The 22,046-nt window shown below is 58.8% G+C and carries 20 protein-coding genes; 7 read left to right on the top strand and 13 right to left on the bottom strand.

What is annotated here, in order from left to right; translation table 11 throughout:
* Positions 1-23: 23 nt before the first annotated feature.
* Together ACESWY_RS03175 and ACESWY_RS03170 are read left to right on the top strand one after the other, a co-directional pair.
* Positions 24-977, top strand: a complete 954-nt coding sequence (locus ACESWY_RS03175; protein WP_373093596.1) for a hypothetical protein — start codon at positions 24-26, stop codon at positions 975-977.
* Between the two features lie 140 nt (positions 978-1,117).
* The gene (locus ACESWY_RS03170) at positions 1,118-2,425 is read left to right on the top strand and encodes a hypothetical protein (protein ID WP_373093594.1); all 1,308 of its coding nucleotides are present in this window, start codon (positions 1,118-1,120) and stop codon (positions 2,423-2,425) included.
* Positions 2,426-2,635: 210 nt separating this feature from the next.
* Here ACESWY_RS03170 and ettA read toward each other — a convergent pair whose 3' ends face one another.
* The 3 genes from ettA to ACESWY_RS03155 form a co-directional block, all read right to left on the bottom strand.
* Positions 2,636-4,315 (bottom strand): energy-dependent translational throttle protein EttA, encoded by a 1,680-nt coding sequence (ettA, locus tag ACESWY_RS03165; protein ID WP_368131380.1) that lies wholly within the window; start codon positions 4,313-4,315, stop codon positions 2,636-2,638.
* Between the two features lie 184 nt (positions 4,316-4,499).
* Complete coding sequence (locus ACESWY_RS03160) at positions 4,500-5,204, bottom strand: SdpI family protein (RefSeq protein ID WP_373093593.1); 705 nt, start codon at positions 5,202-5,204, stop codon at positions 4,500-4,502.
* Positions 5,197-5,475, bottom strand: coding sequence for an autorepressor SdpR family transcription factor (locus ACESWY_RS03155; RefSeq protein ID WP_195361222.1), 279 nt, complete (start codon positions 5,473-5,475; stop codon positions 5,197-5,199). The genes ACESWY_RS03160 and ACESWY_RS03155 overlap by 8 nt, the downstream gene beginning before the upstream one ends.
* A 179-nt stretch (positions 5,476-5,654) precedes the next feature.
* Between ACESWY_RS03155 and ACESWY_RS03150 the strand changes: the two genes are divergently transcribed.
* Positions 5,655-6,452 (top strand): tRNA threonylcarbamoyladenosine dehydratase, encoded by a 798-nt coding sequence (locus ACESWY_RS03150; RefSeq protein WP_373093591.1) that lies wholly within the window; start codon positions 5,655-5,657, stop codon positions 6,450-6,452.
* Between the two features lie 14 nt (positions 6,453-6,466).
* Positions 6,467-7,249 (top strand): TatD family hydrolase, encoded by a 783-nt coding sequence (locus tag ACESWY_RS03145; protein WP_373093589.1) that lies wholly within the window; start codon positions 6,467-6,469, stop codon positions 7,247-7,249.
* Positions 7,250-7,529: 280 nt separating this feature from the next.
* Here ACESWY_RS03145 and ACESWY_RS03140 read toward each other — a convergent pair whose 3' ends face one another.
* The 8 genes from ACESWY_RS03140 to ACESWY_RS03105 form a co-directional block, all read right to left on the bottom strand.
* The gene (locus ACESWY_RS03140) at positions 7,530-8,393 is read right to left on the bottom strand and encodes a PfkB family carbohydrate kinase (protein WP_373093587.1); all 864 of its coding nucleotides are present in this window, start codon (positions 8,391-8,393) and stop codon (positions 7,530-7,532) included.
* 14 nt (positions 8,394-8,407) lie between these two features.
* Entirely contained in the window at positions 8,408-9,376 is a 969-nt protein-coding gene (locus ACESWY_RS03135) for an SIS domain-containing protein (RefSeq protein WP_022094440.1), read from the bottom strand.
* A 62-nt stretch (positions 9,377-9,438) separates the two neighbouring features.
* Positions 9,439-10,290 carry a sugar phosphate isomerase/epimerase family protein gene (locus tag ACESWY_RS03130; protein ID WP_373093585.1) on the bottom strand — a complete coding sequence of 284 codons (852 nt, stop codon included), beginning with the start codon at positions 10,288-10,290 and terminating at the stop codon, positions 9,439-9,441.
* 1 nt (position 10,291) lies between these two features.
* Positions 10,292-11,875, bottom strand: coding sequence for an amidohydrolase (locus ACESWY_RS03125; RefSeq protein ID WP_373093583.1), 1,584 nt, complete (start codon positions 11,873-11,875; stop codon positions 10,292-10,294).
* 9 nt (positions 11,876-11,884) lie between these two features.
* Positions 11,885-13,348, bottom strand: a complete 1,464-nt coding sequence (locus ACESWY_RS03120) for a YfcC family protein (RefSeq protein ID WP_195239145.1) — start codon at positions 13,346-13,348, stop codon at positions 11,885-11,887.
* A 218-nt stretch (positions 13,349-13,566) separates the two neighbouring features.
* Positions 13,567-14,310, bottom strand: a complete 744-nt coding sequence (locus ACESWY_RS03115; protein WP_373093581.1) for a GntR family transcriptional regulator — start codon at positions 14,308-14,310, stop codon at positions 13,567-13,569.
* A 150-nt stretch (positions 14,311-14,460) separates the two neighbouring features.
* Positions 14,461-15,168 carry an HAD family hydrolase gene (locus tag ACESWY_RS03110; RefSeq protein ID WP_373093579.1) on the bottom strand — a complete coding sequence of 236 codons (708 nt, stop codon included), beginning with the start codon at positions 15,166-15,168 and terminating at the stop codon, positions 14,461-14,463.
* Positions 15,169-15,183: 15 nt separating this feature from the next.
* On the bottom strand, positions 15,184-16,026 hold the full coding sequence (locus ACESWY_RS03105; protein WP_373093577.1) for a Cof-type HAD-IIB family hydrolase: 843 nt from the start codon (positions 16,024-16,026) through the stop codon (positions 15,184-15,186).
* A gap of 333 nt (positions 16,027-16,359) precedes the next feature.
* Here ACESWY_RS03105 and ACESWY_RS03100 point away from each other — a divergent pair, with 333 nt between their 5' ends.
* From ACESWY_RS03100 to ACESWY_RS03090, 3 genes are all read left to right on the top strand, one after another.
* Complete coding sequence (locus ACESWY_RS03100; RefSeq protein WP_373093575.1) at positions 16,360-17,406, top strand: hypothetical protein; 1,047 nt, start codon at positions 16,360-16,362, stop codon at positions 17,404-17,406.
* Between the two features lie 63 nt (positions 17,407-17,469).
* Positions 17,470-18,087 (top strand): ATP-dependent Clp protease proteolytic subunit, encoded by a 618-nt coding sequence (locus ACESWY_RS03095; protein ID WP_022094432.1) that lies wholly within the window; start codon positions 17,470-17,472, stop codon positions 18,085-18,087.
* Complete coding sequence (locus ACESWY_RS03090; protein ID WP_373093572.1) at positions 18,080-19,384, top strand: VirD4-like conjugal transfer protein, CD1115 family; 1,305 nt, start codon at positions 18,080-18,082, stop codon at positions 19,382-19,384. The genes ACESWY_RS03095 and ACESWY_RS03090 overlap by 8 nt, the downstream gene beginning before the upstream one ends.
* A gap of 141 nt (positions 19,385-19,525) precedes the next feature.
* On the opposite strand, the gene pgi is transcribed toward ACESWY_RS03090, so the two are convergent.
* Positions 19,526-21,220: a glucose-6-phosphate isomerase gene (pgi, locus tag ACESWY_RS03085; RefSeq protein WP_006234371.1), complete on the bottom strand. Its 1,695-nt coding sequence runs from the start codon at positions 21,218-21,220 to the stop codon at positions 19,526-19,528.
* A 199-nt stretch (positions 21,221-21,419) separates the two neighbouring features.
* On the bottom strand, positions 21,420-21,944 hold the full coding sequence (locus ACESWY_RS03080; protein ID WP_373093623.1) for an iron-containing alcohol dehydrogenase: 525 nt from the start codon (positions 21,942-21,944) through the stop codon (positions 21,420-21,422).
* Positions 21,945-22,046: the final 102 nt, after the last annotated feature.

The raw sequence follows: 22,046 nt of genomic DNA, 5'->3' as shown, positions 1-22,046 counted from the left end.
GATTTACACCGGGAGGACCCCGTATGACAACCAAGTACACCGACGCGCCGCGCACGCGCGTCATGACGCCGGCATCGCTCAACAACGGCGTACACGAAAACCATTCCATTGGACAGACCATGGCCATCGCGCCCAAAAAGGGCCTGTTCGACGACATTTCCATTCCCCAGATCATCGCCGGCGCCGCAGCTGCCGCCACGAGCGTGGCGCTTGCTTCAAAGATCGGCATTGCCGGCTCGGTGATTGGTGCCGCTGTGAGCTCAGTCATCACTGTTGTGTCCTCGCAGGTCTATCGCCACTTTATCTCTGCCAGCGCCGAAGCAATCAAGGGCACGCATGCCGCTGTCGACTACCCTGCCGGCGCCTACGAGCCCGTTGAGCCCGATGTCGAGGAGCACCTAGGTGGCGCCGCGACCACGCAGGAGATGCGCCAGGTTGCGGGACGCGCGACCACGGCGCGCGTCGCCCCCAACAGTCTGCGCGCCAAGGCGGCGGCAGAGCGCAGCCAGACACAAAAGAAGGTCATCGTCTTCTCGATCGCCATCGCCATCGTCGCGGTCATCGCCTGCGCCGGCGCCATCCTTATCACCACTGCCGGTGAGGGTCTGGGCGAGCGTCCCGAGCCAATCCTGTCGTCGCGCACGACCGAGAGCGATGCAAATGGCAACACTCAGCCGCAGGATCAGCAGGCACAGACGGACGACACGCAAGACAGTCCTACCTCTGCCAATTCGTCCTCGAACACCCAAAACCAATCGCAGGGCACCGATTCCTCTACGGCCAACAGTGGCACGCCGTCCGGCACGACCGACTCAAGCCAAACGACTGACGGTTCACAGCCGAACACGGGAGGCCAGATGAGCGACACCACGTCGGGAACGGGCACGGCAGACAGTAACAACACCAACAGCTCGAGCGGAACCGCTTCCGGCACGGCATCTGACAACTCGAGCCAAGGCACGGCATCGGGCAACTAAGCACGTTTGCCTCTCATAGATAACCGACCTGTACAACGGGCGCGAATCGAAAGCGGTTCGCGCCCGTTTGCCTTGGGCGCCGCCATGGCGAACGCCATGCGATGGTAAGATGCTTTACATGTGTAAAGAGGAGATTTGCCATGAGCAAGACAATAGTTAGGCCCACGCTTTCGCTGGGCAACCACATCTATCTGTATCGCCTGCTGCGCGATGCGATTGGATGCGGCAAGCAAACGTTTATGACGCAGGTCGAGGAGGCGCTCGCCGCTGGCGACATGACCGCTTATGACCTGGGCTTCGAGTCCACGCGCGAGCTGCTCGAGGAGCTCAACGACTGCATTAAGCTGACCGTCTTTAAGGGCGGCCGCCTGTATGCCACCGTCATCGCCAACGAGGCCTGGGATACCGCCCTTGCCAAGGGCGAGGACAAGCCCAAGGCTGCCAAGGGCGCCAAGCAGTCCTACAAAAAGAAGAAACGCGGTGAGAAGGACCTCAAAGCCGTGCGCCCCAAGCACGTTAAGCGTCCCGAGCCCGAAGCCATGGTTGAAGCCGCGCCGGAACCCGAGCCCGAGACAGAGATCGAAGTCGCTATTGAGGTAACGGCAGAAGCCGAAACCGAAATCGCCGCCACGACCGATCCCGAAGTCATATCCGAGCAGGAAGCCACTGCGGAGCTCAACGAAGCGCCCAAGTCGACAACCGAAGAAGCTGCTGACCAACCCGAGACGCCTGCGTTCCAAAACAGCGATGTCTTTGGCAACGAGGCTGAGGACGATCAGTCCGACGAGCCCGCCGATCAAGACGCTACCGAGTCGGCGCCGGAGCCCGAGACGCCGCAGCCCGCCATCTCGCTCACGGTCGTCTATGACCCCGAGAACGCCAACGCCGGCATCACCACCATGGCATCCACGCCGGTCGAGACAAAGCCGAGCATCGAGAACGAGAACGCAACGCAGGTTGAGATTGAAACTGCAGCTGCAGACGTGCCCGTCACCGTGAAGCCCGCAGATTCCACAATCAAGCCGGAAACGACGCCGGAGCCCGCACCCGTCATCGAATCCGTGCCCACCTCTGCTTGCGACCAAATTCCCGCACCGGCACCGGCTCCGGCACCCGCAGCGGCCCCAACCCCCGCACCTGCAGCGCCCGCCATCCCCGAGGACTTCCCCGTCGATTTCGCAACCGAGGTCTTCTGCCCCGGCCCATTGCTACACCAGCTGTCGACCTATCTCCCCTACGGCGCCGACACGCTCGGCATCGTCGGCGAGTACTACTGGATCGCCCGCGAGCGCGGTACCATCGAAGCCGCGCGAAACCGCGCAAGCTTCCCCCTGCGCTACACGCAGGCCGGCGAGCGCCACGAAGTCACCGTGCGCATCCGCCGCAACACCACCGGAGGCCTCGGAGCCACTTGGACCATCGATAAAGTCGAAGAACCAAACGAATAGCAAAACGCGGCGAACGTCACAAAACGTTCGCCGCGTTTTTATTTTTCTAGGTTGAGCATAAGTCAGCGAAAATGTCCCAGAGCGAGCAAGGTGACGTGAAAGAGGAGCGCCGCGTACTTTGGTACGCAAGCGACGATTGAACGTCAGATTGCCGCTCTGGGACATTTGCAGCGTCGAGCAGTTACGCGGTTTGGAAAACCGCGTAACAATCTAGTCGCGCGTCAGCTTGCGGTGAATACGATGCGGCTGGGCTGCGTCCTCGCCAAGGCGCTCGATGCGGTTGGCCTGATAGGCCTCGAAGTTGCCCTCGAACCAATACCAGTTGCCCGGATTCTCGTCGGTGCCCTCCCACGCCAGAATGTGCGTGGCGACGCGGTCCAGGAACATACGGTCGTGGCTAATGACCACCGAACAGCCCGGGAACTCGAGCAGCGCCGCTTCGAGCGAGGACAGCGTCTCGACGTCGAGGTCGTTCGTGGGCTCGTCGAGGAGCAGCAGGTTGCCGCCCTGCTTGAGCGTAAGCGCCAAGTTCAGACGGTTGCGCTCGCCACCGGAGAGTACGCCAGCGCGCTTCTGCTGGTCCTGGCCCTTAAAGCCAAAGCTCGCCACGTACGCGCGGCTGGGGACCTCGGTCTCGCCGACCATCATGTGGTCCAGGCCATCCGAGACGACCTCCCACAGGTTCTTATCGGGGTCGATGCCGGAACGGTTCTGGTCGACGTAAGAAATCTTGACGGTCTCGCCCACCTCGAGCTCGCCCGAAGTCAGCGGCTCCAGACCCACAATCGTCTTGAACAGTGTGGTCTTACCGACACCGTTGGGGCCGATGACGCCCACAATGCCGTTGCGCGGCAGGGTGAACGAAAGGTCATCGATGAGCACACGGTCATCGAACTCCTTGTGCAGGTGATGAGCCTCGAGCACCTTGTTGCCCAGACGCGGGCCCACAGGGATGCGGATGTCGGTCCAGTCGAGCTTCTGGCTTGCGCGGGCCTCGGCCTCCATCTCCTCGTAGCGAGCCAGACGGGCCTTGTTCTTGGCCTGGCGAGCCTTGGGCGAGCTGCGTACCCACTCGAGCTCGGCCTCCATGCGCTTGGCGAGCTTGGCGTCGCGGTTGCCCTGCGCCTCGATACGGGCGGCCTTGGTCTCCAGATACGTGGAGTAGTTGCCCTTGTAGGGATAAAGGTGACCGCGGTCGACCTCGCAGATCCACTCGGCAACGTTATCCAGGAAGTAGCGATCGTGCGTGACGGCAAGCACCGCGCCCTGGTAGTTGTGCAGGAAGTGCTCGAGCCACAGGATCGACTCGGCGTCCAGGTGGTTCGTGGGCTCGTCGAGCAGCAGCAGGTCGGGAGCCTCGAGCAGCAGCTTGCACAGGGCCACGCGACGGCGCTCGCCGCCGGAAAGCACGTTGACCGGCATGTCGGAATCGGGCAGCTGCAGGGCGTCCATGGCCTGGCCGAGCTTGGAATCGATATCCCAGCCGTCGGCGGCGTCGATCTCGTCCTGGAGCTTGCCCATCTCGGCCATGAGGGCGTCCATGTCGCAATCCGGGTCGCACATCTCCTCGCCGATCTTGTTGAAGCGATCGACCTTGGCAATCATGTCGCCAAACGCCATGCGCACGTTCTCGATGACGGTCTTGTCATCGTCGAGCGGCGGCTCCTGCTGCAGGATGCCCACAGTGTAGCCGGGGGTGAGCCTGGCATCGCCGTTGGAGACCTCCTCGATGCCGGCCATAATCTTGAGCAGGGTCGACTTACCCATGCCGTTGGGACCCACGACGCCGATCTTGGCACCGGGGTAGAAGCTCAGGGTCACGTCGTCAAGGATTACCTTGTCGCCATGGGCCTTGCGAGCCTGATACATCTGGTAGATAAACTCCGCCATATGTCTGTTCTATCCTTTCTACCTGCTGTTTCCCTATTCTTGATTCGCTTTAGTGGAAACGAAATGAGGGAACCAGCTCTGAAACGTAACGAAAAAGGGGCATGGTTGCCCACACCCCCTAATACTACCTGGGAAAAGTCCCCCGGAACATACTATGAACTGCGTACGCTAGTTTTCCGCAACCTTAACGAGCGGCTCGCTGCGATTTGCGCCACAACAGATACGAGTAGACGCAGACGGCTCCAACCGAACCAAACGCCAGAACCGCAATCACCGCGGCGACGACTTCACTCGAAAGCACGCTGCCTGCCACGCCCATCACAATCAGGCCAATACCCAGCACCATAAAGCAGGCGCCGCCAAAACGCTGAGTACGGCGCCAGTTCTCGGGATCGGCAAGCGCCCAAGGTGTCTTGATACCGAGCGTATAGTTCTGCTTCACACGCGGCAAGTAGTTGCCTACGCCGATGAATAGCAAACCGACAACACCGGAAATCAGCACGTTAACCGAACCGACCGACGGCACCACGCCCCAGACCGTAAGCTCTCCCAGCCAGCTTATGGCGCACATGAACAAGGTGAAGGCGATTACGAAGCCCTGGTAGAACTTGCCCGAGGTTCGATATGCCTCACCTTTGGGGTCGATGCGCGGCACCATGCGGAACATTGCGAGAAGCGCCAGAGGCAGCACGCCGAGCGCGGAGGCCATCCAGCTAGGACCCCAACCGTCGACGGCGCCGTTCGCGCCCCAGTGCGTGGGAATCTGCGCAGGCAAGCTCGGCATCACCATGAGGTGCGCTACGACATTGGCGACGCACAGAGCGACCAGCGCAATCCACACGCGCGACGATACCCCCGTGGGGTGAATGCCCTTGTTTTCGTTATTCATCCTTATCACCTTCAGTGTTTGTAAAGCCCATAAACCAGCCAATTAAATCCTGTATGACGGTGGTGTTTAAGCTGTATACGATGTTTTGGCCATGGCGCTCGTCGGTCACCAACCCGGCGTTTTTGAGCGTCGCCAAGTGATGGCTCAGCGACGGCTTACTGATATCGAAATGCTCGGCAAGCTCCCCCGCCGTGCAATTGCCCTCGCGCAGCAACTCCAAAATGCGCCGTCGCGTTGGATCGGCAAGCGCCTTAAAACCCTCTCCCGGCATAAGACCTCCTCTCATCATCTCTCATGACGTGCACACTATACTCGATATTTAGATGTTTGTCTAACTATCTAATCGCAATGCTTCAAACCACATCAAAGCAAACGCCATCGCAACCTCTGGGCGATTACCTATAATGACGATAGCTAAAACACGATTCGCTTCCCCATCGGAGGATATCTATGACCGAAACCACAGCCGCAACTCCCATCGAGACACGCGACACCAAGCTCGAGATTATCATGGGCCGCGAGGCACTCGATAAGCTCGCCGATGCTACGGTGCTAGTGCTCGGCTGCGGAGGCGTGGGCTCCAACTGCTGCGAGGCACTCGCCCGCGGCGGCATCGGTCATTTCGTCATTCTGGATAAGGACGTCATCGCGCCCAGCAATATCAACCGTCAGGCCATCGCCTTTCACAGCACCATCGGAAAGCGCAAGGTTGATGTGATGGAAGCCATGATCCACGACATCAATCCCGCCGCTGCCGTCATCAAGCGAACTGAATACTTGCTGAGCGACAACATCGATGATTTCTTCGCGAGCGTTTTGGAGCAGACGGACGGCAAGCTCGACTACGTCGTCGACGCCATCGACACCATCTCGGCCAAGCTCACCATTGCCAAATATGCTCAGGACCACGGCATTCGTTTGGTTAGCTCCATGGGCGGGGCCAACAAGCTCCATCCCGAGTGCCTCCGCTTTGCCGACATTTTCGATACGGTACGTGACCCCATGAGCCGCATTATGCGCAAAGAATGCAAGAAACGCGGAATCAAGAGCCTGCATGTACTGTTTAGCTGCGAGGAATCGGTTAAGACACAGCCCCGCGACCCTTCCAATATCCACGAGCGCACCGAGTTGGGCACCGCCAGTTTTATTCCGCCCATCATGGGCCAGATGATTGCCGGCGAGGTTATCCGCCGGATCAGTGGCCGCGGCACCGAGCGCGTGCGCGCTGATGGCCAGCGCCTGGACTAGCGGAGCGCGCCGAGATGGAGCCCCGGTTAATTGATGCACACTGCCATCTTGATTTAATGGCTCACCCGGACGCCGTTGCCGATGAGGCGACGGCACTGGGCTTGGGCCTATTTGACTGCGGCGTCAATCCGCGCGACTTTTCGGCCGCAAACGAGCGCGCCCGTCGCCAACCAGGCATCATCGCCGGCGTTGGGCTTCACCCCTGGTGGCTCGCCGATGGCCACTGCGGTTTTGTCGAAGTCAATCTGCTTTGCGAAGTTGCTGCCCAAGAACGCTACATCGGCGAAGTCGGACTCGACTTTTCCGCGCGCTTTGCTGGAAGTGAGCCGCTACAAATACAGGCACTTAACCGGCTCTGCGATGCGCTCGTGCAGCATCCTCTTACCGGGCGCGTGATATCAATTCACGCCGTTCGTTCGGCAGGAGCCGTACTGGACGTCCTCGAATCGCATGGACTACTCATCCCAAACTCCGACTCCCCCGCTATCATCTTCCACTGGTTTAGCGGTACTTCGGACGAGCTTGTCCGCGCGCGCGATGCAGGCTGCTATTTTTCCGTCAACGAACGCATGCTCGCATCTAAACGAGGACGCGAATACGCACGACAGATTCCACTCGATCGTTTACTGCTCGAAACCGATGCGCCGGCGGAGGCAAACACAGAAACAAGCGCGCAGTCGCTCATCAGATCGCTCGCAAGGACCTCGATGCGCATTGCCTCACTCAAAAACTGTGACGCAAAGCGCATCGAGTCGGCGGTTTTAGCAAATGCGCACTCTGTTTTTAGCCTTCGCTAACCCCTGTGGTCAAAAAATGTCAAATATGAGTACTGTTACCGAAACGGATACATTACTTTGAGCTTTCCGATCACCAGAATGATTTACGATTGTCCATTAACTAACACTTTTACAGTCATTCCTCCTACATTTTCGCAAGTTTAAACCCCCTCCAAACGCTTAAATCACGTCTGAAGGGGTCAATTATGCTGCGGCTAAATTAGTCACAGTACTCATATTTGGCATTTTTTGACCACCGAGTCACAGGGAGGCGCCAATGCGCCTCCCTGTGACCGTTCGGCTATTCGGCGATCGGCGCTCCGTGGCCCCAAGAACCTTCCATGCCGCACACGGTCGAGGCAAACCCGGCAGCAAAGTCGAGCGCGCGCTCGATGGCCTCGGCGCCATCCTCACCGCGCTTGGCGGAATCGAGATAGCACATCAAAAACGAGGTGAGGAACGAGTCGCCCGCCCCCATGGTGTCCTTCATGTCCGTTACCGGTTTAGCCAGCTGGCGGTAATAACGCTCGCCGTCGTAAGCAATGCAGCCCTCGGCGCCCGCCGTAGCCGACACAAAACGCGGACCCAGGCCCTTCACCCATGCCAGACGCTCGCGAATCTCGTCCTCACTCGCGGCATCCGCCGCACTAAAGAAAGCGAAATCGACGTAGGGCGCAATCTGCTCGTAGTACTCGTCGGTGGAGTCGTCCGAAAAGTCAAAAGAGACCGTGACGCCCGCAGCCTTCAGCTTGGGCAGCTCGCGCTCGGTAAAGCAATAGTTGCCCGAATGAACCACATCGAACTGCTTCATGTACGAAAGGTCGAAGCGATCGAGGACATAGCGCGCATCGCCACGGATACCGCCCTCGTTGGAGCCGAGGAAGACACGGTCACCGTCAACGACGGTCACGCGAGCCGCTCCGTTCTCGCCAATCATCTGCTCGCACTTGTCAAGCTCGATACCTTCATCCTCGAGGCTTGCAATGACATGCTCGGCAGCGGCGTCATTGCCAAAAATGCCCATGTATGCGGAGCGTGCGGCACCGCATTTCTTGGCATAAACGGCGAAGTTCACCGCATTGCCGCCGGGATACATGGTGTGGATATGCTCGTAGCGATCGACGACGTTGTCGCCAAATCCGAGCGCGTTAACGTTAAATGCCATGGCCTTTGCCCCTTCTAGTACTCGACAACACCCATATAGCGACGGAAATCGGGATCGTGATCAAACACCTTGCCGCGTGCAGCACGCAGCTCGCAGTTCATGGCGTAGAACAGCACCGGGTCCAGATAGGCACGGACGCTCGCCGGCACGGCTTCCATACCGTACTCCTTGGCATCGAGCACCATCAGCGTATCGGTATGCGTCTTAAGGAACGCCAGGGCGCGCTCGTCCATAGCACGGCACTCGCTGGAGCCCATCTGCAGGAAGTAAAAAACGCCATCCTGAGTAGCCTCGAAGGGACCGTGGAAGTACTCGGCAGAGTGGATGTAGCTACAGTGCTGCCACTGCATCTCCATAAGAGAGCAGATAGCGAAACCGTAGGTCTGGCTAAAGTTGGGACCGCTGCCCAGAATGTAGAAGAACTCGTGCTCCTGGCAAAGCTTGGCAAAGCGATCGCCCAGCTCGGCATTTACCTTCTCGCGTGCCGGGGGAAGAATCTTATCCATCTCGGCGATACCGGCATACATATCGGCAAGATCGGCGTAGCCCTCCTGCTGATCGAGCAGCTCGGCCGCAAGCGACAGCGAAATGCCAGCGGGGACCTCGGCCTGCGGCACGCCCTCGCCCCACGGGTAGACCCACGTGGTCCACTTGCCGGAGTCGATCTTGGATCCAGCGTTGTCGGTCTGGGCGATCACCGTAGCGCCGGCAGCAAGGGCAATCTCGCAGCCCTCGACGACCTCGGGGGTGTTGCCACTGTGGCTACAAGCGATGACCAGGGACTTCTCGCCCAGACGACGCGGACGCATGATATCGAACTCGCGAGCCGTATAGATATACGAAGTGAAGGTGGTTGCCTCGCGCTGCAGAAGCTCATGGGCCGGGATCAAATCGATCATGGAGCCACCGCAAGCAATCCAGTAGACGCTGTCGAACTTGCCTTTCTCGGCAATTGCCTCTTTGATCAGATCGTGTGCGTTCATATCCAGTTCCTTTCTTATTTGGCCCGCAATCAATGACGTTGGTTGCGTGGCCGATGGTTGTTTTAGTCAATCAGATATTTCTCGAATGCGGCCATGTTCTTGGCATCTGCCGCCGCCGGATCATCGTAGTAACGACCGTCCGTGATTTCCTGGCCCAGCATGCCGTCGAAACCATGGGCGTTGAGCGTGGCGACGAAGGCGTCCATATCGTGCTTGCCATCGCCCCACACCAGATGGCCATACGGGTCACCGTCGATAAAGTGCATCTCGTGAATTGCCCCATCACCAAAGGCGGCAAACCAGTCCTCGAGCGTCTCGCCTGCAACGCCCATCGCGGTTGTATCAACCATGGGCTGTAAGTACGGGCTCGCGACCTCGTCAATCATGCGCTTCGCATCGGAAACCGTCGTCACAAGGTTGCTCTCCTCGGGACGCAGGCTTTCCATCGTAAGCACCAGACCGTGCTCGCCGGCATACTCCGCCAGAATGGACAAGTGCTCGCGGCTGCGCTTCCAGGCTTCCTCGCGGCCCTCGTCCCAGTCGCCCCAGCCCGAGTTGATGGACATGCGGTCGCACCCAAGTACCTCGGCAAGCTCAATGCCGTGCTTAAAGTACGCCAAGCTGCGCTGTTCATGCAGCGGTTTGCGTGCGCAGTACTGCCAAGGATAGACAACATTCTCGGGACACAGAGTACGATACCTAAGCCCACGGTCTGCAGCCTTTTTCGCCAGGACCTCAGCTTCAAAGTAGCCCGTGTGGTCGAGCGTCACATGCGGCTCCGCACACCACAGCTCAATGGACTCAAAGCCCAAACGCTGCTGCACATCAAGGAAGTAATCGAGCGACCACATGATGTAGTGGATATTCATGCCCGCAATCTGTTCGCGGTGCAGCGTCGGTTTGGATTCAGACATCTTATGCCTCCTTATTTCGATCGAACACGATTTGTCCGTCCGACATCGTCATGTCAACCGCAAGATCGCGTGCGTCGCGATAATCGAGGTCGAACACATCCCGATCGAGCACGCAGATATCGGCAAGCTTGCCAACCTCGAGCGTACCCAGCTCGTCTTCGCGCATCAGGTCGTACGCGCCCCCGGCAGTCCAAGCGCACAAGAGCTCGACAAGCGTCAGCGTGTTGACCTCATTCACGGGCAGTCCGTCGTCGAAGTATCCGCCGCACGCACTGTAGATTGACTCGCCCAAGCTCGGAATCAACAGCGGCAAATCCGTGCCACAGCACACTGTGCATCCGGAATCTTCCATGCCGCGGCGATTCCAGCTGTGCAAAAGTCGCGTCTCGCCAATTTGTCGACGCATCATCGACAGGCAATCCTCGCGCCGGTCCAGCGTCAGAATCTGCGGATAGACCTCGCAAATTCCACCTAACTTGCCAAACTTGACAAGATCGGTCGGGTCAGAGTTCTCGAGATCGGTAATCGCATGGCGACGAAGCATCCGTCCATGCTCGTCTCGAGGCAGCGAGGCATAGAGCGCCACGGTGCGACGAACGGCGCCATCGCCCTGGCAATGCAAGGAATATCGGAAGCCGTCAGCATCAATTGCACGCAGCTCGTTCTCAATCAGATCCCACTCTGGCTCCTCGACGACCGTCTTGCCGGCAGCGCCCGCATCGGCCGTGTCCTCATAGGGATCAATCATCTCGGCAAGCCCCGCCCATACGCCGCGATCGGTCATACGGTTGAAGCCAGAAAAACGAACGAACGGTCCCCGGAAGCGCTCTCGCGCCTCGCGGGCATATGCCAGATTTGCACCGGCACCCACCGGCTGCGACATCATAGAGACGCGAACCGTCAGCTCACCAGATTCCTCACGGCGAGCCATTTCGTCGGCAAAGCCGTAGTAGTCATCAAACGCCATCTCCTTGATGGCGGTAACGCCGCGCTCGTTAAGCATGCTCATGTAGTCCGAATACCCGGCACGCACCTCGGGCAGCGCGAGGAAATCGCTCATCATGCGCCAGATCTTCTCGGCATAGCACGCCTGGGGTGTAAAGCCGTATCGCGCACTGGCGGCAGCATTGAGAACGCAGGTCTCCGCACCCGGTGTAAAGCAGACGACAGGGATATCGCCAAAACAATCGTCAAACACAGCTGCCGTATTTGCGTTCTCGGCATCCGATGCCAACGTTTCGGGTAGGTTGTGGCCAAAAGCCGCCGCGCAATCCGGATGATCTTCTTTCCATGCACGCAAGAGCGACACGGCCTCTTTGGCATCATCGATGCCGGACAGATCAGTCCCCAACGTCCGCAGCGCCCAACCTGTATAGAAGGTATGCACATCGATCAGGCCGGGCATGACAGTGCGGTCGCCCAGGTCAACTACCTCGTCCGCCTGGGTCAAATACGAAGCTACCTCACACTTGGTGCCAACAGCCTCAATTCGATTGCCACGGACCGCTACGAAACCTTCAAACGGCAGGTCCCCCGTACCGGTAAAGACGCTCTTAGACGTCAGGACCGTCAAACGATCAGACATCACAACCACCTACACCGGAAGCATGCCAGAGATTGCCGTTACAATCACGCCAAAGACGACCATGAAAATGAAGAACTTCCAAATGGTCTTCCACCATTGGCCAAACGAAATCCTAGCCACGGCAAGACCGGCGACCGTCATGCCCGCCACGGGGCTGATGGTGTTGATGGTCTGGTTGGCAAACTGGAGCGCGGTGACGGCCGCCTCGGGATTGAGGCCCATGAGCTCGGTCAGGGGGCCCATAACGGGCATGGTGAGCGCCGCCAGGCCAGAACTCGAGGGAACCAGCAAAGAGAGCAGGCCAAGGACGATATACATAAACGTGGTGTAGACGGCGGCGGGTGCACCGGCGAGCGCGGTAGCGAGCGCCTGGAGGATGGTGTCGATGATCATGCCGCCCTCGGCGATGACCAGAATACCGCGAGCGATACCGATAACGATGGCAGCGTACGCAAAGTCGGCGAGACCCTTAACGAACTCCTCTGCGATTGTCTGCTGGTCAAGACCGCCCAGGATACCGGCAAGCAAGCCCATGCCAAGGAACACGGCGGAAATCTCATTCATGTACCAGCCCTGGGTAACAAGACCCCAGACGATAATGCCCATACCGCAAGCAAAATCGATAAGCACGAGCTTCTGACGGATAGTGAACTCTTCCTCGATGGAGGCATCGGTCACGGAAAACTCAATACGCTTGAGCTTATCGTCCTCGTACACAATGGACGACTCGGGGTTTTTCTTGACGCGCATGGCGTAGCGCATGGCCCATGCGATACCGACGGCAGTGAAGATGACCCAAGAAACGGCGCGCAGCCACAGTTGCGGATTACCCTCGATGCCAATGATGCCTTGGGCGATCAAAACATTAAACGGGTCGATGGTCGAAGCACAATATCCCAGGTTAGGACCAAGGAAGCAGATGATGAATGCCGTCATCGAGTCATAACCGATACCCATCATGATGGGAATGAAGATGGCATAGAACGGCAGGGCTTCCTCAGACATACCAAACGTAGTGCCGCAAATGGACAGCAATGTCATCGTGATGGGAATGATGAGGATGTCCTTGTTCTTGAGCTTTTTAATCACACGGCTCATGCCGGCATTCAAAGCGTTGGTCTTGGTGATGATCGCAAACGATCCGCCAATCAATAAGACGAACGCAACGACGTCGGCAGCCTCTTGGATACCCTTGGTGGGCGCTTGCAGAACCGCGAAGATATCCTGGCCCAGATTGATGGTCTCGCCGGTCTCGGAATCGGTGTAGTTCTTATCGACCTGTTCATAGGTTCCAGCAACGGCGACTTCACGCTCGCCCGCCGCTGTCGAAATCGTCTTGCGCTGATACTGACCAGAGGGAACGATCCAAGTCAGGACCGCAAAGACAACGATCAGCAAGAACATGATCGTATAGACATGCGGTAATTTGAACTTAAAACGTCTGTTTGTCTTCTTCGCCTTCGTATCTGACATAGATACCTCCAAAGAACTCGAGACTGCATCGCATCTCGCTTCAACGTTTGCACAATGCAAACGTTCTATGACGTCCCATAGATTACCAGCAGCTTTTTCCTTCATCAAGATAATTTCAGACTGATTGCCGCAACGCGGTTGAACGGTTGCGTTTGCGCCGTGAACGGTATGGAAACGCCCGGTGAGATGATCCACCGGGCGTTTCCATTCGCAATGTCCTAGATGTCAAAAACGTAGCGAGACCCAACGATCCGCTGACGACCGATGATAAACGGCCGCCGCTGCTCATCGAAAAAGAAGGCTTCCATATAAAACAAGGGTTCGCCAACGGGAACTGCCAACAGTCGAGCGACCTCGGGCGACGCACACGCGATCTCGAGCGTGCACGGGTCGGTAAACGCGGGCGTGCGGCCCGTCCGGTTGCGCACGAACTCAAAAATGGATTGGTTCGATAGAGGTGCCGTTGATAGATAGGCGTTGTCCTCGTAAACATATATGTTGTTCTCGAGCATGACAGGGACGCTATCGGCAGTGCGCACGCGCTCAACGCAAATCAAGTCAGTTCCAACGGGAACACCAAAGAACTGTGCTTCGGTGGAATCCGCCGGCAGTATCTTTCTCGAAATGACACACGCCCCCGGTTCCATTCCGTTAACGCGGCATGCGTCCGAAAAACTCTGGACGTCATCCTTCTGGCGAATCTTGCGCTTGAGCTTGGGGGCATTGACAAACGTGCCTTTCCCCTGTCGCTTCGTTAGATAGCCCTGCTGGACGAGCTCCTCAATAGCGCGCCGCACGGTAACGCGGCCAACTTTATAGCTCTCAGCCAATTCGAATTCGTTGGGTATCCGCGCGCCTGACTTGTAGGCGCCGGAGTTGATTTCGTTTTTGATGATATCAATAACCTGTTGGTACAGCGGTATCGCTGCTTTACCGTCAGTTGGCCCTTCAGTCGGTGGCATATACCCTCTCCCAGCACAATTAATTCTAAAACGGGCTTAAGGGCATTCAACAAGCCCTTAAGCCCGCATTAGCTTAAAGTATGCTAGGTGCCGCACCAAAATGTCGGGTATTTACTCATCAGACCCGAAAAACGCGCAACTACCGCACCCCTAAGAAAGCGCGAGCAGCTCCGGCAGCTGGTCGATAATCTTGTCCGCGGCATCCTGGCTAAAGCCAAAGCGTTCCTCGCGCTTGGCAATGACTGTCAGGCCGGCTCGCTTGCCGGCAGTGATGCCAGGCACCGAATCCTCAACGCAGCAGCAGCGATTCGCGGGCAGCCCCAGCAGGTCCAGCGCATGCAGGTAGATGTCGGGCTCGGGCTTGCTCTCCTTAAACTGCTCGCCGCTCACCACATACTCAAAGGCATCCGACAGCCCGCATGCGTTGAGCACTTCCTCGATGCTATCCATGGGAGACGAGCTGGCAAGCGCCACGCGAACGCCACGGCGCGGCAGCTCTCGAATCGTATCCACGGCGCCTGGGTTAATCAAAGCCTGATAGTCGCGCGGACGCTTATGCGCCCACTCGTCCCAACGGGCCAACGCTTCCTCGCCAGTTAAATGCCCCTTACCGGCGCGCTCAAACCAATCGACCAGCATACGCAGGAAGAACTGATGCGAGGTACCGACCTGCCCGTTCAACTCCTCTTGAGTCAGGTTAAGCCCAAGCTCCTTGGCAAACGCGGCGGTCTCGCCCAGGTAGTAATACTCGGTATCGACAATGACGCCGTCCATGTCAAAGATAACGGCGTCGAACGGAAATGCGGACACGGCACCCTCCCTAACAAAAGGGCGCCCGCAAGCGGACGCCCGAACCATGCATTATCGGCGATTCTAGCCCAGTAGCTTATCCAGCGCCACCGCAATGCCGTCTTCGTTATTATTGGCGGTCACCATCTGGGCCACAGCCTTAACCTCATCGACGGCGTTGCCCATGGCAACACCGGTTCCGGCCCACTCAATCATAGACTTGTCGTTCTGGCCGTCGCCAAACGATACAACCTCGCTGGCATCGATGCCGAGCTTGGGCAGGGCACCCTCGAGCGCGCGGGCCTTGTCGATACCGGGCGCCGTGTACTCAAAGTACCAGTCGGCCGTAAACATGCCCGAAAGCGTCTGGGTAAAGGGCGCATACATCTCCTCGTAATGCGCCTGCAGGTAGGCCGGGTCGCCTGCCGTCAGTAGCTTGTCCACGGGATAAGCGTCCACGACCTCATGCAAGCTCTCGACCTCGCGGATCTTAAGGTCGCAGGCATCGCGCTCGTATTTGACGATGTTTTTCTGCAAGCCATCCGGCAGCGTAATCATGCAGTGGTACGAGTCCTCAACATGCAAGTCGCGACCGAGCGAGATCATGGGGATCACATCATAGTTTTGCAGGTGATCAATCAGATGGTGCAGTTCGTCAGCCGGCATGGCCTGGTCAAAAAGGACCTCATCGGTCTGAGCGTCGACCACATGCGCGCCATTGAAAGCGACTAGCAGACCGTCATGGTTTTGGAGGTCGAGCTCCTGCGCCAGAGCATGTAGTCCCCATGCGGGACGGCCCGAAGCCAAGATGAGCTTAATACCCGATTCCTGCGCCGCGAGCAGCTTCTCGCGCGTACGCGGGCTGATCACCTTCTGATCGTTGGTAAGCGTACCGTCGATATCCATTGCGATGGCCTTGATTGCCATATGTGCCTCCTTGCATCGTTTTTATCGCGCACTATCTTATCCGAGCCGGGGCACGTTCGCACAGCGCGCGTATGACGGTTGCAAAACCACCCCATTTGAAACAAAGGCAAAAAAGTACTTGCAAAGACGCGTTCCGACATATAAGTTGATAAAAGACCGCCGTTGCGGTTTTAAGTAGATCGAGCATATGAAGTTTGAGTTTTAGCGTGTAAGAGAAGGAAGATCGGCAAAGTACAACCCCAAACGCAATGACAACTTAATGAGGTAACTGCCACATGCGAGGCACCCAGGGCATTGCTGTCTCGATTTTGAGCACGATGCCTTCCGCCTTGCATGGGCCGTTCCATCCCACCCCTGCAGCAACTGCCTCACGGGCTCATTGAAAACCGCATAGCACCCCAACGTCAGCACATCACCCACGGCAAGCACATCACTCACGACAACCAACACATCAACAAACAGCACGAACATCAACCGATTGGAGAAGCTATGACAAACCACCGCGCTGAAGACGGCGATAAGAAAAGCATTCTGGATGCCCGAATTGAGCGAGCATATACAAACGAATATGACGCCGCCTTTGCCGCCGCGACCATCAAGAACTACGCGTCGCTACCGCTCGCGACGATCTTGGCCGACCACCCTCAACTGCTGAAGCGCTGCACAAAGATCATGGGCGACCCCGACATTCGCAAGCTGACAGACCCCTATGCCCCAAAACGCGACAACGATTCGTGCGTTCTTACCGTAGGCTGCCTAGCCCATATGCTTACGGCGCTCGACACGAAACTCAAGCTCGAATGGGAACCCGACGAGCGTCATGAACTCGAAAGCAAGCGGAACACTCTGCGCACCGCACTGTTCCTTCCGTTGGACGGCCTCAAGCGCTGCAACGTCGAGCTCAATACACAGGCGCTGCAAAAGCCCGGGACCACGGGGCAGAAAACTCCAAGACCCCATGCGGCCATCGTCGACCGCAACCGATATAACCGCATGACCGCGCACTTTTCTGCCGAGGGAGCAGCCATAAGGACGCTGATCGACCTGTTGTGCCTCCTGAACATCAACGAGCTATTTGAGGGCTATCTCGCCCTTGTTCCCGCGACGGCACCCAAGTCGGTAGCAAAGATCATCGAGACCTGCAGACGCCAGTTTGAGCGCCATCGCAATGGCAGCGAGATGAACGCCAGCATCGCGCAGCACTACGCGGCTCATTACAAAAATGACGGATGTGCCCCTATCGAGCATCAGCTGCGGCTCGCCTACACCACGCCCGTCGCAACGCTCCATCGCTTTGGAGCCCTTGGCGCTTGCGAGCCGCACGGACAGGCAGCCTGCCCCACAACCGAGCTCGATCTCAGGCTCGGACGAACCCTGTAGCCCGCCAGCCCCTCCGCGGGCAGCGACTCTATTCCACAACACCACCAACAGAAAGGAGTCCTCATGGACACCAATCATTCCCCCATCATCAGCCCCCTCACCATGCGTGAATCCGCCCGAGGTATCACGCTCACCAGCATTTACGATGAGATGCTCGCCCGTCGCGAGCTCTCCGTCATGGGAAACATCGAAACCCCAATGGCTCACGACCTATGCCAGCAGATCCGCCTGCTCGATGCCACCGACCCCAGCCGTCCCATCACCATATTTGTCGCCAGCGCCGGCGGAAGCGTGCGATCGGGTCTTGCGATCTATGACGCCATGCGCCTCGCATCGTGCCCCATCCGCACCGTTTGTCTGGAATTCGCCGCGTCCATGGGTGCCGTGATCTTTATGGGCGGCGACGATCGCCGCATGGCGCCCCATGCAGAGCTCATGATTCACGACCCGCTGATCCCCCAGGGGGCAGGCGGCTCGGCACTTGCGCTACAGGAAACCAGCCGGCGTCTCATGCAGACCCGCAAGACCCTCACGCAAATCCTCTCGGACCGCAGCGGCCTCACGCCCAAGCGCATCCAGTCCCTCACTGCAAAAGACACCTACCTTTCGGCCGAGCGCGCCGTCGAGCTCGGCTTTGCCCACGAAATCCTCTCGACCACCAAGGAGGTCGCCCATGTCTAACCTCGCCAACCGCCTCGCCGCATCTGAGTCCGCATCGTCCACCATCCTCGCCAAGGATCGAACGCTTTCCTGCGACACCCGCCAAACGGGACTCAACAACAACGTACTTGTGATCGGCCCCTCGGGAGCCGGCAAGACCCGAAACGTCCTCAAGCCCAACCTGCTGCAAATGAACGCAAGCTACATCGTGCTCGACACCAAAGGCACGCTCTGTCGCGAAGTGGGACCCGTGCTGGCAGCCCACGGTTACCGCGTGCAATGTCTCAACTTCGCCGACCTCAACACCGTCCCGGCCCTTGCGCCCGGCATCGAGCGCTGCGGCTACAACCCCCTGAGGCACATTCGCCGCAAGGCGGACGGCGGGCCCAACCAGCAGGACATCCTCTCGGTGGCAAAGGCCATCTGCCCCATCGAAGACAACAACCAGCCTTTTTGGGATCATGCGGCGGCAAACCTGCTGTCGTGTCTTATCGCCTACGTCACCGAACAGCTACCCGCCGACGAGCAGACGATCAGCTCGGTCATCAAGCTGATCGAGCACCTGCAGGACGGTGCCACGGGTCGATTGTTTGACGACCTGATCACGACCGACCCCCAAAGCTATGCCCTCTCGCTATGGCGGCGCTACGCCATTACGCAAAATGCCGAGCGCATGCACGCGAGCATCGTCGGCATCCTTGCCGAAAAGGTCATGTGTCTGGGATTCGACGGTGCGGCACAGCTCTATCGTGAGTGCCATCAGGTGGACTTCGCTTCCATGGGACACACCCCTTGCGCCCTATTTGTAACCGTGAGCGATATTGACCGCAATCTCGATCCGCTGACCGGCCTCTTTATTTCGCAGGCGTTTATGGGCCTCATTCGTGAGGCCGATAGGCAGCCCGACGGCAGCCTGCCCGTGCCCGTGCGCTTTATGCTCGATGACTTCGCAAATCTGCAGATCCCCCAGATCGACAACGTGCTCTCGATTATCCGAAGCCGCAACATCTGGGCAACGCTGCTGCTGCAGTCGACCAACCAGCTCGATGCGCTCTATGGCGAGGCACGCGCACGCTCCATCATAGGCAACTGCGACACGCATCTGGTGCTGGCGTTCCAGGATCCCGAGAGTGCCCGGGTATTTTCCGACCGCGCCGACGCGCTGCCCAGCACGCTCATGGCGACGCCGATCGATCGCTCGTGGCTCTTTGTACGCGGTCGCACTCCCGAACAGGTCGAGCGCTTTAGGCTCGAAGACCATCCGCTCTATGGGGAGCTGCCCGAGGCGCAGCGAGGCCATGCGGAGGCCAAGATCTAGGCGCAGGGTTCTCGCAGCGCGCGGCGCCCCGGCGATGTTCCACAAAGGCCGTGCGCCCCGGGACCACGGCAAAGCAAAGGGGCCCGCATCCGATAGGATACGGGCCCCTGACTATAAGGCGCGATGCGTTAACAGCAGCGGCTACTTACGGTGAGCGCGGTAGAACTCGATAAGCGCCTGGGTCGAAGCGTCCTGCTCGGCCTTGGCGGCGTCGTCGTGGAAGGCCGGGGTAATCTGCTTGGCAAGCTGCTTGCCCAGCTCAACGCCCCACTGGTCGTAGGAGTCGATGCCCCAGACCGTGCCCTCGACAAACGTGATGTGCTCGTACAGTGCGATGAGCTCGCCGAGTGCGAACGGGGTCAGCGTGTCGCCAAAGATCGAGGTCGTCGGACGGTTACCCTCAAAGCAGCGGGCCGGGACGATCTGCTCGGGCGTGCCCTCGGCACGAACCTCGTCGGCCGTCTTACCAAAGGCGAGCGCCTTGGTCTGGGCCAGGAAGTTGCCCAGGAACAGCTCGTGGACATCCTGGCCGCTGTCGGTCGCAGGGTTGGCAGTGTTGGCGAAAGCGATAAAGTCGGCCGGGACCACCACAGTGCCCTGGTGCAGCAGCTGATAGAAGGCATGCTGGCCGTTGGTGCCGGGCTCGCCCCAGAAGATCTCACCGGTATCGGAGGTCACAGCGCTGCCGTCCCAGCGGACGTGCTTGCCGTTGGACTCCATGGTGAGCTGCTGCAGGTAGGCCGGGAAGCGGTGCAGATACTGGCAGTACGGAAGCACGGCGTGGCTCTTGGAACCGAAGAAGTTGACGTACCAGACATTGAGCAGGCCCATCAGCGCGACGGCATTGTTCTCGAGCGGGGTGTTGCAGAAGTACTCGTCGATGGCGTGGAAGCCCTCGAGGAACTGCTGGAAGCGCTCGGGGCCGAGCACGACGATCAGCGACAGGCCCACGGCGGAGTCAACGGAATAGCGACCGCCAACCCAGTTCCAGAAACCGAAGGCGTTGGCGGGGTCGATACCGAAGGCTTCGACCTTCTCGAGTGCGGTGGAAACGGCGACGAAGTGCTTTGCCACGGCCTCGGCGTTCTGCTCATCGGAGCCGTCGATGGCGCCCTGAGCCTTGAGCTGCTCGAGCATCCAGGTCTTGACCTCGCGGGCGTTGGTGAGGGTCTCGAGCGTGGTGAAGGTCTTGGAGACGATAATCACGAGCGTGGTCTCGGGATCCAGGCCCTTGAGCTTCTCGGCCTGGTCGTTGGGGTCGATGTTGGAGATGTAGCGGCAGTCGATACCGGCGTCGGCATAGGGACGCAGAGCCTCGTAGGCCATGACCGGGCCCAAATCGGAGCCGCCGATGCCGATGGACACCAGATGCTCGATCTTCTTGCCGGTAACGCCCTTCCACTCACCGGAGCGCACGCGCTCGGCGAAGGCATACATGCGGTCGAGGACCTCGTGCACGTCGGCGACGACGTCCTGGCCGTCGACGATGAGCTGGCCCTTCTCGCTTGCCGGGCGGCGCAGCGCGGTGTGCAGGACAGCGCGGTCCTCGGTAGTGTTGATGTGCTCGCCGGAGAACATGGCGTCGCGGCGCTCCTCGAGCTTCACCTCGCGGGCAAGATCGCACAGCAGCTTGACGGTCTCATCGGTCACCAGGTTCTTCGACAGATCGAAGTGCAGGTCACCGGCGTCAAAGCTCAGCTTGTTCACGCGGTCGGCGTCAGCAGCGAACCAGGCCTTGAGGTCGATACCTTCGGCCTCGAGCTTCTCCTGATGGGCCTCGAGCGCCTTCCAAGCGGCGGTCGACGTAGCGTCGATAGGTGCGGCAACAGTTGCCATAAAGTCCTCCTCAACATACGGGCGCATACCTCCATGCGCCCGGATAATCAGATGCCCCTATTCTAGCGCAGGTCAAGACCGTAATCAGCGAGCGTTGCCAATCCGCCCCCAAACGGCGACCGACCAAAAAGGGACAGGTTTATTTTGGCAGGTCAAACGCTTTACCTACCAAAAATAACCCATCCCTTTATGGCAGATATTAGGCTGCGGCGCACACGCTGCCGAGCAGCTCGCGCAGAGGCGACCCAATGCCTTCAAGCAGTTCGGGCGCGATAATGGCGAAAACGGGAATCTCACCGGCTCCCACGACGGCAGGCACCTTGCCCTCCGAGACAATACATCCATAAGGGACAAAACCGTCTTCGCCGGCATCGAGCGCCGCCATGCGACGCGCGAGTTCGCGCGCAAAGCCGGCAGTATCGGCATCGCCGATCGCCAGGATAAAGTCCACGTCTTCGTCGGTCGCCAGGGCCACGGCCTCGTCGATCAGCTCGTCTCCCCCGTCGCCCTCAACCGAGCCGCAGCGGAAAAGCACGCGCTCGAGCAGAGCTCGATCAAGCGAGCCAAGTGCTGCCGAAACGAGCTCATCACGCGTGTGCTTGTCGCCTCCCAGCACGACCAGCGCCTTGGTGCCGCCATAGTGAGCAACCAATCGCCCGCACCAGCGAGCCACATCCCCATCCGCAACCAAGCGCGTCGGCATACCAAACCCATAGTTGACCATCTTTCCCACAACCCTTCCGTGCTTTATGGTGGTAGCGATCGTTAGGCTCATGCTACGAAGCGAGGTTTTCCGAGCTGTTTCGCGCTCTTTAGAGCTGCGTTA

Source organism: Collinsella aerofaciens ATCC 25986, from assembly GCF_964237925.1.
Taxonomy (GTDB): Bacteria; Actinomycetota; Coriobacteriia; order Coriobacteriales; family Coriobacteriaceae; genus Collinsella; species Collinsella aerofaciens_BJ.
The sequence above is the reverse complement of the archived record's forward strand: the minus strand, read 5'-3'. Positions and strand labels throughout refer to the sequence as shown.